Origin of the sequence: Victivallis vadensis (assembly GCF_003096415.1) — a bacterium.
Classification (GTDB): Bacteria; Verrucomicrobiota; Lentisphaeria; order Victivallales; family Victivallaceae; genus Victivallis; species Victivallis vadensis.
On the sequence record NZ_QEKH01000020.1, the window covers coordinates 1 to 12,931 of the forward strand.

12 protein-coding genes are annotated in these 12,931 nt (G+C 61.7%); 4 read left to right on the top strand and 8 right to left on the bottom strand.

Translation table 11 applies throughout. The annotated features are described in order from the left end of the window. The 8 genes from C8D82_RS20730 to lpxK form a co-directional block, all read right to left on the bottom strand. Positions 1-212: hypothetical protein (locus C8D82_RS20730; protein ID WP_133245188.1), on the bottom strand; the 212-nt coding region annotated here is incomplete at its 3' end. Between the two features lie 222 nt (positions 213-434). After that, positions 435-869 (bottom strand): hypothetical protein, encoded by a 435-nt coding sequence (locus tag C8D82_RS12435; protein WP_116884615.1) that lies wholly within the window; start codon positions 867-869, stop codon positions 435-437. An 8-nt stretch (positions 870-877) separates the two neighbouring features. Beyond that, positions 878-1,582 carry a transglycosylase SLT domain-containing protein gene (locus C8D82_RS12440; RefSeq protein WP_116884616.1) on the bottom strand — a complete coding sequence of 235 codons (705 nt, stop codon included), beginning with the start codon at positions 1,580-1,582 and terminating at the stop codon, positions 878-880. Further along, positions 1,582-4,638, bottom strand: a complete 3,057-nt coding sequence (locus C8D82_RS12445; protein ID WP_116884617.1) for a hypothetical protein — start codon at positions 4,636-4,638, stop codon at positions 1,582-1,584. Before C8D82_RS12445 ends, C8D82_RS12440 begins: the two co-directional genes overlap by 1 nt. 826 nt (positions 4,639-5,464) lie before the next feature. After that, positions 5,465-6,427 carry a tryptophan--tRNA ligase gene (gene trpS, locus C8D82_RS12450; protein WP_116884618.1) on the bottom strand — a complete coding sequence of 321 codons (963 nt, stop codon included), beginning with the start codon at positions 6,425-6,427 and terminating at the stop codon, positions 5,465-5,467. 20 nt (positions 6,428-6,447) lie between these two features. Beyond that, the gene (galK, locus tag C8D82_RS12455) at positions 6,448-7,602 is read right to left on the bottom strand and encodes a galactokinase (RefSeq protein ID WP_116884619.1); all 1,155 of its coding nucleotides are present in this window, start codon (positions 7,600-7,602) and stop codon (positions 6,448-6,450) included. Positions 7,603-7,648: 46 nt separating this feature from the next. Then, positions 7,649-9,187, bottom strand: a complete 1,539-nt coding sequence (locus C8D82_RS12460) for an ArnT family glycosyltransferase (protein WP_116884620.1) — start codon at positions 9,185-9,187, stop codon at positions 7,649-7,651. Next, positions 9,160-10,338: a tetraacyldisaccharide 4'-kinase gene (gene lpxK / locus C8D82_RS12465; protein ID WP_116884621.1), complete on the bottom strand. Its 1,179-nt coding sequence runs from the start codon at positions 10,336-10,338 to the stop codon at positions 9,160-9,162. Before lpxK ends, C8D82_RS12460 begins: the two co-directional genes overlap by 28 nt. Positions 10,339-10,470: 132 nt before the next feature. Between lpxK and C8D82_RS12470 the strand changes: the two genes are divergently transcribed. From C8D82_RS12470 to C8D82_RS12485, 4 genes are read left to right on the top strand one after another with little or no spacing between them, the layout of a single operon-like run. After that, positions 10,471-11,223, top strand: a complete 753-nt coding sequence (locus C8D82_RS12470; RefSeq protein WP_165833051.1) for an HD domain-containing protein — start codon at positions 10,471-10,473, stop codon at positions 11,221-11,223. Between the two features lie 11 nt (positions 11,224-11,234). Beyond that, positions 11,235-11,777, top strand: a complete 543-nt coding sequence (locus C8D82_RS12475) for a YeeE/YedE thiosulfate transporter family protein (protein WP_116884623.1) — start codon at positions 11,235-11,237, stop codon at positions 11,775-11,777. Beyond that, a complete protein-coding gene (locus C8D82_RS12480) occupies positions 11,777-12,343 on the top strand; it encodes a YeeE/YedE thiosulfate transporter family protein (protein WP_116884624.1) in 567 nt (188 codons plus the stop codon). The genes C8D82_RS12475 and C8D82_RS12480 overlap by 1 nt, the downstream gene beginning before the upstream one ends. 54 nt (positions 12,344-12,397) lie before the next feature. Then, complete coding sequence (locus C8D82_RS12485; protein WP_116884625.1) at positions 12,398-12,931, top strand: methylated-DNA--[protein]-cysteine S-methyltransferase; 534 nt, start codon at positions 12,398-12,400, stop codon at positions 12,929-12,931.

The window sequence follows — 12,931 nt, forward strand, 5'->3', positions numbered from 1 at the left end:
TAGATTAACTGCACCGGATACCGCAATTCGGGCGAAAAATTGGCTCCGCCCAGCTCCCGGCTCACGATATAGCCGTTTTCGCTCAGCGAAGCCTTACCCGCCGTCATCGGCGACGAACGAAAGTTCAGTTGTTCCGCTCCATACCCCATCAGGCTCCCCGCCGCCATCGTCAAACCGATGGCCCAACACCGCGCTCTCCGTGTTAAATTCAATTTAACACCTCCCTGTTGGTTTTTCAAGGGCGGAATTTTCCTTTCTCCGCCGGCCACAGTAAGTTATTATGATATAAAATGCACGAAAAAGCAAGAGCGGAATTATATTTTTTTCTAATTTTCTTTCAATTATCACATTGAGAAATAAATGGAAAATAGTTGTAGAATAACTTGATACAGCAATACAGCCGAAAAGACAAGCCCGCGACACTATGGAATCCGTCACCAGCTTTTGCGGTACAGCAGAATCCGCAATACCGTATCTTCCGGCAGTTCAGCGAGCATTACCGGCGTCAATTGATCGATATGGGTTTTACGCAACGGAATCTCTTTTTCCGCCCGCAACTGCTGATCACTCTGCACTGAATAAAAGTGATTGAATATTTCAATGAAACGCAGTTTCGGACAACGCTGCAACGCCCGGAAAAAACGGATATGTTCCGCCAATTCCGGCTCATCCGCACTGCCGCCACCGATCGCGGTACAGCAATCGCAAAATTCCTTGGTCAGCCGGAACGGCACCACTTTCTCCCGCTGGAGCGGCGCCAGAATGTCATCCGTTTCGATCTCATACGGCCGGTTAAATTCCCGGCAGACCTGAAAAAAATCTTCCCGCCATCCCTCTGGATTGATGTAGCCGGTCAGGATATTGCACATGTTGCCCCTCAAAAAATTCTGCGCGCGGACGGCCCCGTTGCGGAAAACCGTTCGCTGTACTCATCGAATTTCTTCATCACCCGTTCGACATGGCGGATGATGACCTGCGCTTTGCAGTAGCCGTGGCGGCTCTGTTTGTAATAGCTTTCGTGCTCCAGGAACTGAATCGACTCCTCGACGTTGCCGCGCCATTTGTCCGGCGAAAGCTCCAGCGTCTTCGCCAGCTTGCGCGCGTCGATCAGGTGGCCGTAACCGCCGTTGTAGGCCGCCAGCGCAAACTGCAGCCGGTCGCGCTCCGTCAGGTTCCCGGGAATCCGGTCGCACAGCGAACGCAGGAACTTCACCCCGGTCGCGATGTTTTCCTCCGGATCGAACGGTTTCGCACAGCGCATCTCTTCCGCCGTATCCGGCATCAGCTGCATCAGCCCCATGCCGCCGTCCGCGGTCCGGCACTCCGCGTCGAACCGGCTTTCCACCGCGATCATCGCCGCGATCAGCCGCCAGTCAAAATCGTACCGGGCAGCGTATTTCCGGATCAATTCATCGTACTGGCTGAGCCGCTCACCCTCTTCCTCCGGCGGCAGTTCATGCAGCGTCAGCCGCACCGGCTCCGGGGGCGGTTCCGCCGCCGGGCGCTTCCATACGACCAGCCCCCCGCCCGCCGCCAGCGCGGCCAGCAGAATCCCCCCGCATACGGCCCGCCCCAAACGCATCAGCTCTCCTCCCCGTCCTCCGGGCCGATCACGGCGGTGAATCCCTTCCAGTCGGCGGCATCCTCCGCTTTCTCCGGCTGCGGATCGAACTGCCGCAACTCCTCCAGATAGTGCCGGTAGTAGTGCAGATAGAAGGCCAGCGCCCGTGAAAAGTTGCTCCCGACCAGCCCGTTCAGGAACAGCTTGGTGATACTCTTCTCGCGATACAGGATCTCCTGCGTTTTCAGGAACACACCGCGCTCCTCCGGCGTCGCCCGCTCCATCAGTTCGCGCATCGCGGTGACCGCCTGCGGCTGGCGCATCCAGATGTACATCATATCCAGTGCGTTGATATAGAACAGATTCACCAGATTGCTCCGCTTCAGCCCCGAAAGGCGGACAAAGGATTTATGCCCCTTGAGCAGCTCCGGCAGGTTCTTTTCCGGCAGCAGCAGTTCCAGTTTCGCGGTCAGCGCGTAGAGTTCGCGCAGCTTGCAGCCGAAATCCCGCAGCCGCGCCGCGATATTGCGCTTCCGGTCGGCCAGCGATTCGATCACGCCCCCGATCACATCCGAAGCCAGTTTCGACACGATCGCCGCCCACTGCTGCAGAATCCCCTCGATTCCCGGCACCTGCAGCAGGCTCAATACTCCGCCGAAAATCGAGTTGAACACCAGCGCCAGCGGAATCGACAGCGGCGCGCGCAGCCAGTTCCCGATCACCGCCGACTTCGGGAACGCCCGCAGCAGGTTGTGCCCGGTGATGTAGAAACCGTTTGCCAGCGCAATGCCGGAGAACACCAGCACCGGCTGCTCCTCGGCAGTCCACCCCAGCCCCCGCTGCAGCAGCACGGTCTTGACCAGGTAATCCAGCACCGGCACCGAAAGCCCGGTGTAAAACAAGGAGTCCGCGACCCGCTGCCACGACACGAAATCATTCCATTTCAGCAGCGGCGAACTGCGGAAACCGCCTCCCGCCCAGACCAGCTGGATGATGTTCCGCACACAGGTGATCCCGAGCCAGATCACCGCGCCGAACCACATCAGGAACCACCAGTCCGAGTTGTAATAGAAGGTGAAAAACGCCGCCAGGAAGCCGGTCAGCACCTTCAGGAAGATTTTCAGGTTGCTGTTCAAATACCGCCAGCATTCGCCGAGCGATTCGACCGGCTGCAGCAGCCTGCTTCCGGCGGGCGGCACGTAGAAGCCGCCCAGCGTCGCCAGATTGCCCGGCCCCCGGTCGATCGACTGCGCCGGGTCGGGGCACTGCCACTCGATCTTCACATAGGAGCCGAATCCGAACCGCCTCGCCAGCCGCCCGCCGAAGCCGGGCGTGTTTTTCGGCAGGTAGCTCAACACCTTATAAACCTCGGAATGAACCTGAAGCAGCGAAAGTTCCGGCAAACGCTTCTGCACGATCATCCGCCGCACCGGTGTTGTCAGCGTATCGACGACCACCATCCCCATCCCGTGCACCTGCGGCGACGGACGGCTCGCCGAATCGCTGCCGATCGACACCGTCAGCGGAGTCCGCGCGTAGAAAGTCAGGAAATTCGACATGTCGCGCAGGATATGGCCGAGCCGTTCGAGCCGGTCCGCCCGGTCGCGCGCGCCTCCCGCCTTCACCCGCTCCATCGCCAGCCGGATCAGGTTCTTGAGCTTCACCACATTGCCGGAATTCAGCGCGTGGCGCAGGGAATTGATCACCGAATCGTCCGGCCGCTCTCCCGCCGAATCATCCTTCAGGTTGAAGATTTCCAACGTGGTCAGGTCGCCCCGGCAGTCGTACAGGATTTCGATCGCGTCCTCCAGCCGCAGGCCGGTCAGGTTCAGCGTCATCCGGAAGCCGGAAGCGACCTTGTGCAGTTCATTGACCAGCTCGGCGGGCGAAAGCCGGTTCAGCTCCGGGAGCGCCGCCGAATCCGCCGGAGGCAGGTTCCACAGCGACCGGTCCACATAGCGCCCCGAAAGCAGTTCGGCGGAGAGCTTGCCCAACATCGAATTGAGCTCCTGCCGGCGCAGTTCGGCGGCGTGTTTGAGTTTTTCCCTGCCGTCCATCCGGTCCAGTTCCGCCTGCAGCAGCGCCCGCACCCGGTTGTTCAGCAGCTCGCCGATGTGCTCCAGAGAGGGCTGGCCGTAGCGGACCGAAATCAGGAACTCCTCCTCCGTCACCGGCGGCATTTCAATGCCGTAATATTTGTTCAGCTCCCTGCGGCCATGTTCGTTGAACCGTTTCAGGGTCTCCAGCACGATCTTGCGCCGGTAGTTGGCGGCTTTGCGGCAGCGGCGCACGAACTCCTGCGTCCGGGGCCGGTCCAGGAATTTCAGGTAATCCGCCACGCCGGAGAAACCGCACGGAGTCCAGATCAGTTCCGCGAAGCGCCCCCGGAACAACGAGCGGAACTCCACGCCGATGCGGGCCTCCATCTTCATGATTCCGGCAGCACGCATCACCTCCTCGGCAGCGTCGCGCGGCACATAGTTGTAGTAGATCACCTGAACCTGAACGATCCCCTTGATCCACGCATCCATGATCAGATGGGCCGGAGACTTGCGCCCCTTGGTATTCGCATCGTGCACATGCTGGTCGAACGCCACCGGAATCCAATGCTCCGGCATCTCCACAAGCCGGTAGCGGCGCAGCAGCTTGCGGATGAACAGCGGATTGCCAAGCATCGCCGAGCGCAGGTCGTGCGCCAGACGCAGCCGCCGCAGCCAATCCCCCCGCAGCCGGATCAACTCCTTGATGATCTGCAGAATCACCCGAGCGGTATTGTAACGCAGCGGCACATCCAGCCCTTCGAGCAATTCGTCGCGCAGCGCCTGAAGCGCGGCCAGCCGCCGCTCCATCGCCTCGGAACCGGCTTCAAACGTATCCAGCAGGTTCATCATCGTACGGACCAGTCGGAGCGACTGAGGCTCGGCCAGCTCCCGGATCCCGCGCGGATGCAATTCGGGAGCGAACACCGGCAGTCTGCCGCGCCCATCCGCCACCGCCTGCGCCGCATCGATGCCGCGCACCAGCTCATAATCCGCACGGTCAAACAGAAAACCCTGATAAAATCTCTTGAACGCCAACTTGCCGCCTCACTCTCCAGTAAACTTATATGGAAACAAACATATCACAAAGTTCCGATTTTACAAGTTTTCCGCAGGAGTTTGAGGCAACGCACCATGCCCTTCTGGATTGCACGGGCGGGCAGGTACCACCGCCAAGTACGCACGCCAATGCCCCTCCGGGGGGCGTACGGCGGCAAGGTGCCGCTGCCGGGTGCGCGCTCCACCCCTTCCGGGGTCGCGCGGCGGCTAACTCTTGCAAAGCATTGGTTGGTCTGCATAACCACTTACGCGGCGCACAACAAGCGCGGTCAGCGCCGCGAACGAATGTGAGGGAATTACTTGCCTCCGGCAAGTAACGAGGAACGGTAGTGACGAAGCCGAACGTAGTGAGCGAAGCCCCCCTGGCGTAGTGAGCGCAGCGAACGTTGAAGGGTTGGCCGCCGCAGGCGGACAAGTAAGCGGCGAAGCCGCGCCCGCGAGCGGAAGTGCTCCGCAAGTCAACGTGAGTTCAAATCCGGACGGGGAGGTCCGGAGGGCGCTACCGGGCCCTCCGGAGCCATCCGCAGGCCAGAGGCGCGGTGCTCACTACCCTCCGGGCACCCTGCCTGTTCTTGCGCTCAAAAGTTGTTACCCTCCGGGCAGCTCTGCCTGTTTCTAACGCAATGCAAAGCCAACCATAAAACCCACGCGCGACTGGAGTGCGGAGATGAATCTCCGCACTCCAAAGACGCTTCGCGTCGCGGGAGCAAGCCCAAAGGCGACGTACTCCAAAGACGCTTCGCGTCGCGGGAGCAAGCCCAAAGGCGATGTACTCCAAAGACGCTTCGCGTCGCGGCCGCGCAACTTAGCGCAGGCCGACGGCGCGGCGGACTTTGTCCATGGTCTTTTCGGCTTCGGCGCCGGCTTTTTCGGCACCCTTCGCCAGAACGCTCCAGACATAGTCGAGATTCTGTTCCAATTCGGCACGGCGCTGGCGCATCGGCTCGAAGTAGGCCCAGAGTTTGTCGAAAAGCGCCAGCTTGGCGTGGCCGTAACCGTAACCGCCGGCACGGTAACGCGCTTTCATCTCTTCGAGTTCTTCCGGGGTTGCGACCAGCTTGTAGAGGGCGACCACATTGCAATTATCCGGGTCTTTCGGTTCTTCCAGAGCCTTGCAGTCGGTGACCACATTCATGATCGCCTTCTTGATCTCCTTCTCTTTGCCGAAGATCGGGATGGTGTTGTTGTAGCTTTTGGACATCTTCTGGCCGTCGGTGCCCGGCACGATCGCGACCTCCTCCGGGATCAGCTCTTCCGGAATCGTAAAGACTTCGCCGTACTGATTGTTGAATTTGATCGCGATGTCTCGGGTGATTTCGAGGTGCTGCTTCTGATCCTTGCCGACCGGCACCAGATTGCTCTGGTAGATCAGGATGTCCGAGGCCATCAGCACCGGATAGGAGAAGAGGCCGTTGTTCGGCGCGAACCCCTTTGCGATCTTGTCCTTGTAGCTGTGGGCGCGCTCCAGCAGGCCCACCGGCGTCACGTTGTTCAGGATCCAGGTCAGCTCGCAGACCTGCGGCACGTCGGACTGGCGGAACAGGATCGCCTTCTCCGGATCGACGCCGCAGGAAAGATAATTCAGCGTCAGCTCCAGCACGTTTTTGCGGAGCTGCTCCGGCTCCGGAGCGGTGGTCAGCGAGTGATAGTCCGCGAGGAAAATAAAGGTTTCCCCCTTGTCCTGGATGTTGATGATCTGCCGCATCGCGCCGAAATAGTTGCCGATGTGCGGAGTACCAGAAGGCTGGATTCCGGTCAGGATTCTCATGGTAACGATTCTTTCACTCCTTAAAGTTTCCGCGAGGTCGCGCCGTCGCCGATCGCACAGATGATGTATTCCGCGTCGATGCCGGTGCGCGCCTTGAATCCGGCCTGCACCCGCTTCGCGTACTCCTCCGCGCCGTCGGTGGCGACGAGGTGGATCGTGATGCCGCCGAAGCCGCCGCCGGAAAGACGCGCGCCGAGGCCGCCCGGAACCGATTTCGCCAGTTCCACCAGATAGTCCAGCTCCTCGGTGCTGTTCTCAAAGTTGACCCGGCTGGATTCGTGCGAATCGAACCAGAGCCGGCCGAACCCCTTCACATCGTTGTGCTCAAGCATCCGCACCGCTTCGATCACGCGGGTGCATTCGCCGACCACGTGCAGCGCGCGGCGGTATTCACGCTCGGTCAGCGCCGACTTCGCGGCGGCGAGCTGTTCGAGCGACACGTCGCGCAGGGTCTTTACATCGGGATAGATCTGCGCGAGCTTCTCCGCCGCCGCTTCGCAATCCTGACGGCGGACGTTGTACTCGGAGTCGACCAGATTATGCTTGACCATCGAGTTGATCACCACGATCGAATACCCCGCCGGAAGCGGCACGGTGCGCAACACTTCGACCGAACGGAAATCGGTCAGGATCATCGAATCCTTTTTGCCGAAGATCGAGCTGAACTGGTCGAGCAGGCCGCTCTTGAGGCCCATGTAGTGGTTTTCGACGCCCTGCCCGACGCGGGCCCAGTCGGCGTTGGAAAGCTCGATGCCGAAAGCCTCACGCATCGCAAAGCCGGCCGCGGTTTCGAAAGCGGCGCTGCTGGACATCCCCGCCGACAGCGGCACGCTGCTCTCCATGCCGGCGTCGAATGCGCCGACTTCGATGCCGCGCTTGCGCAGCTCGACGATCACGCCCTTCACGTAGTTGGCCCAGTCGCGCGGAATCGCCTTGTCGATATCGTCGAGATCGAATTCACGAACGCTGCCGTCGCGGAAATCTTTGACCCGGCAGTGCTTGCCTTCGACCGGACGCAGCGCGAAGCGGGTATCCTGCTCGACCGCGCACGAAAGCACGAAGCCCTGATTGTAGTCGGTGTGGTTGCCGAGGATTTCCAGACGGCCGGGGGCGCGGGCCGCCACCGTCGGGGCGGCGCCGTAGAACTTCGTGAAATCGTTGATCAGTTTTTCCATGTTTCTTTCGCTCCTTGCAATTTTGTATATGTGATAGTAAAGACTGTTACAAACCGTAAAGCGCCGACTCGCCCGCGAACCGGATCAGGCGCAATCCGAGGCGGCGGCCCGTCTCCTCGGCCCACTCGCGCGACACCTCGCCCGGACAGACGCAGACCAGCAGTTTCTCCGGCGAAGCATCCTGCCGGAACTTCTCCAGCCCTCCCGCCAGCGGTTCCGCGCCGGCCAGGTAGAAGGTCAGCAGCTGCGTCGCATCCGCCAGCCGGAACGCCCCGTCCGGGCCGACCGGATAAACGCGCTTTCCCCGGAAACTCCCCGGCTGCTCCGCCGACAGCAGCACATCGCGCTGCCGGTCCAGCTTCACGATCCGGCGGATCGATTTTCCCTCGCCGGCGACGATCCAGACCGTCGCGGCCAGCACCAGCGCCGCCTGAAGCGCAGCCACCACGGCTCCGGCCGAAACCCGGCGGAACCGCCCCGCCAGTTGCGGACGGACCGCCTCCGGCGACGCCTCCAGCCAGATTCGCACCAGCACCCCGGCCAGCACCGCCATCGGCAGGAACGCCGGGTAAATATACCACGGCAACTTCACGCGCGCAATCGAATAGACCGCAATCGGCGCCAGAAATCCGAGCCAGCCCAGCAGCGCCAGCGGCCGCAGCTCTTCGCGGATCGCCTTCCAGCGGAAGAACAGCGCGTACACGCCCCCCGCCAGCAGCACGATCACCGCCGGGACCAGCGTCAGGTCGCGCCCCATCCGGCGCAGATAGTAGTACCACGGCGAAGCGCCGTGCTCCGCCGCCGAGGTGTCGGCGACCCGCCCCAGCAGATCGAGCTGAACCATCGTTTCAAAGAATTTCGTGCCGTCCGCGCCGTAACGGGCCGCGCCCCACGCCAGAATCGGCAGCAATCCGGCCGCGACGGAGGCCGCCAGCACTTTCCAATTGTACCGTTTGAACCAGACGATCACCCAGACCAGCGCAATCAATCCCGGGACCGCGACGTGAAAGCTCTTGCATAAGAATGCGCAGCCGCCCGCGAACGCGGCTGCCGCCAGCAGCCACGGCCGCTTCCATGACCACCACAGCCCCCAGAAAAACAGCATGAAAAACAGCATATAGGCCGCATCCGCATCCGCATTGCGGAAGGAGTGCGAGAAAACCGCCGGATTCACCGTCAGGAATCCGAGCGTGACCAGCGCCGCCGCCCATCCGGCCGCCCGCCGCACCGCCTCAAAGGAGATTCCGGCGATCAGCACCAGCGCGAGCGCCTGAAAGAAGCGCATTCCGAAGAGGTTGAAGCCGAAAAGCCTGAATCCGGCCGCCGACGGCCAAAACGCCAGCACCGGCTTCACGTTCCAGTAATCCGGCTCGAAGCGGAAGGTATTGACCAGCAGATTGCCGCCGTTGAGCATCTCCCACGCGCTGATCGCGTGGCGCGCCTCGTCCCAGTTGCGGATTTCGGCGGCGCCCAGCCCGGCGAAGGCGTTGAAAAGCAGGGCCGCGGCCAGCAGCGCCAACGCCGCCCATGCCGCCGTCTTTCTCCACTTTTCCGGGATCACATGAAGCAGATTCGGGAAATGCACTGGTCAAAACTCTCCTGTCCGCTCAGAATGTCGATCTGGATGCGCAGATAATAGATCGGCACGTCGCACCGCTCCAGCTTAGGAATGCGCACCGCGTCCTTTTCGGTCGTCACGATGAACTCGGCTCCGGCCGCCTTCGCCTGATTCACGAAGTCGATGATCTCCTGCTGGGTGTAGCGGTGATGGTCCGCATAATGGTCGCGCAGCACCAGCTCCGCGCCGAGCTGTTCGAGAAACCCCTCGAAGCTGGCGGGGGCGGCGATCGCCGACAGCGCCGCCACTTTCGCCCCCTTGAGTTTCTCCAGCGGTTCGCGCCGCCCGCCCGAAAAAAGCTCGACCAGATACTGCGGCCGGTGGGTACACTCGATGATCTCCGCCCGCCGGGTGTGGCGGCGCAGGAAGTTCTTCAGGTGGCGCAGCTTGTGGCTGCCGTCGGACTTGGTCAGGAAGATGTAGTCCGCCCGCCGGATATTCTTGATCGGCTCGCGCAGGATGCCGCGCGGCAATACATGCCCGTTGCCGAAAGGATCGGTCGAATCGACCAGCACGATATTGATGTGCGGCTTCAGCATCAGGTACTGGAAGCCGTCGTCGAGGATGATCACATCGGTCTGGTAGCGGTCCACCGCGTAGATGCCGGACTTCACCCGGTCCTTGTCCACCAGCACCGCGACGTCGCGCAAATTGGAGGCGAGCATATAGGGTTCGTCGCCCGCATAGTCCGACTCCAGCAGCAGGTCCTTGCCGTCGGAAACCACCTTGGGCGGAATCTCGATCTTCTGCGACTGGAACATGTGCATCAGTTTGTAGCCAAGCGACCGCTTCTTGCTGCGGTAGCCGCGCGACAGGATCGCGACCCGCCGCCCCTGCGAACTGAGCGTGCGCGCGAACACCTCGACCACCGGGGTCTTGCCGGTGCCGCCGCAGGAGAGGTTGCCGATGCTGACCACCAGGCAGCCGAGGGCGTGGTTGCGGATCACGCGCTTGTCGTACATCCAGATCCGGAACTGGATCGCCATGCGGTAGAAGCGCGACGCGATGAACAGCACGTCGGTCAGCACCCGGTCGTACCAGTTGCGCCGCCGCCCGGCCATCAGGTCGAGAAAATACTGCTCGAAATCTTCCGCTTTAAATTTGAAACGAGAATGCATAAAGCTCCACCGCGTTGACGATCATCCTATAAATTAATGCCGAATCCCCACCGGTTCAAGTTGCGGCGGGGAAATATTGGCATTATATTACACACAAAGCAAGAAAAACAACCCGAACCGCCTGCCGGAATCATGAAAATTTCTCTGGAACAACACCTGCGCGACTATGCCGCCTCCTTTTATAACGGACAGCCGGAAAACGACCGGAACATCCGGCTCAAGATCGACCACACCTTCCGCGTCCGCGATGAAGCCCGGCGCATCGCGGCGGCGGAGCTTCCCGATCCGGCGGAACGCTCCCTCGCGGAACGGGCCGCGCTGCTGCACGACCTGAGCCGCTTCGAACAGTTCGCCCGTTTCGGCACTTTCAAGGACGCGGCCAGCTTCGACCACGGCGACCGCTCCGCCGAACTCGCCGCCGAACAGCATCTGCTCGACGACCTCGACGAAGCCGCGCAAGCCGACGTGCTCGACGCGATCCGCAGCCACAACAAGCTCGCGATTCCCGGCACGCTTTCGGAGCGCGGCACGGTATTGGCACAAGTGGTGCGCGACGCCGACAAGATCGACATCATGCCGATCCTGTTCGACTACCTGAAGCACCCGACCAACAAGTCGGTGGTGCTCAACCTCGCCGCTTCGCCGGAGATCACCCCGGCGGTGTGGGACGACCTCGCCGCGCAGCGCACTCCGCCCCACGCGGAACTCCGGACCGTCGCCGATTTCGTCAGCGCCAAGCTGAACTGGGTCTACGACCTGAACTATCCGACCTCGCGCCGGATTTTCCGCGAACGCGGCTATCTGGAAACGCTGAAGGATTTCCTGCCGCATACGCAGCAGGTGGAGACTCTCTATCGGGCCGCAAGCGCCCGGCTGGCACAGTGAAAGGAAATTGCATGAACATTCTGACCGCAAAATGGCCGTTCTACGTGAGCGGGCCGCTGCTGGCGCTCCTGCTGGCGGGTTCGCTCTGCCTTTTCGGGGACCCGGTCGGCCTGACCGCCGCGATGACCGCGATGACCGAATACTGCGACAGCGCGGTGGCCGGCCAGAGCCTGCCGGACGCCCCGGCGATGGACTGGCAGCTGGCGATGCTCTTCGGACTCTTTTTCGGAGCGCTGATCGCGGCGGCCTCCGGCGGCAATTTCAAGCTGGAATTCTTCGATGAAGAGTCCGGCAGCTTCACCGTCAAAACCCTGCGCACCGTCCTCGGCGGCGTCGCGGGCGGATTTCTGGTGATGCTCGGCGTGCAGCTTGCGGGCGATACGGTCTGGGGACAGTGGGGCTCCGCGATCCAGCTCTCCAGCGGGGCGTGGATCTTTCTGGTCGGCATGGTATTGACCGGTTCAACGCTGGCGATCCTGCTGGAACGGCGCGGCGAATCCGGCGGCGGGAAAACAGCCGCCCCTGCCAAAGGCGGAAAACGGAGGAAGAAATAATGGCCCCGATCGAACTTTCCGGCAACTGGAAGCTGGCCGCAGCGGTGCTCGTCGGCCTCGCCCTCGGCTTCACCCTCGTGAAGTCCGACCTGATCTGGCAGAAAACCGTCCGGTCGGCGCTTCAGCTCCGCAACGGCCGGATCATCAAAAGCGTACTGTTGGCGCTGGCGCTCGGTGTCGTATTCGTCTTTCTCGCCTCGCGGGCGGGATTGCTGCCGAAGGCGCTGGTCCATCCCGCGTTCCTGTGGTCCGCGTTGCTCGGCGGCGCACTGACCGGCGCGGGGCTGGTGATTTCGTCGCTGACGCCGACTACCGCGGTCGCGTCGCTGGCAGCGGGACGGCTGCGGGCGGTCTGGGTGCTGCTCGGAATGGCGCTGGCGATCCCGGCGGTGAAATCCGTTTCCGGCTTCCTGTCGGACACGCTGTACCGCTGGGACATGGCGCTTGACCGCCCCGCCCTCCCCGACGCGTTTTTCTCCGCCGCCAATCCCGGGCTCTATCTGACGGCGGTATTGCTGGCGCTGCTGCTTTTGGTGCACTTCACCATCGGCGATCCCGAGGAGTAGCGGCGGCCGCCGGCCAATGCAATATCAAAAAAGGCACACAAGGAGGGCGATCCCATGCAGTACACCAACCATTACGATTCTCCGCTCGGCGGCATCCTGCTCGCCTGCGACGAAACCGGCCTGACCGGGCTGTGGTTCGATGAGCAGAAATATTTTGCCGCCGGCCTCATCCCGGAACACGCGGAGAAACCCCATCCGCATTTTGAACAGGCGAAACGCTGGCTGGACATCTACTTTTCAGGCCGAGAACCGGATTTCAGGCCGCCGCTGCATCTGATCGGCTCTCCCTTCCGGCTTGCCGTCTGGGAGATTCTGCTCCGGATTCCCTACGGTTCGGTAATCACCTACGGGGAAATCTCGCAGATGATCGCCGGACAGCGCGGCCTCGCCCGGATGTCCGCGCAGGCGGTCGGCGGCGCGGTCGGGCACAATGAGATTTCCATTATCGTGCCCTGCCACCGGGTAGTCGGCACGAACGGCAGCCTGACCGGCTATGCCGGAGGGATTTCCAAGAAAGTGAAGTTACTCACGCTGGAAAAGGCGGATATGACCAAGCTGTTCATCCCGCTCAAAGGCACCGCGCTCTAG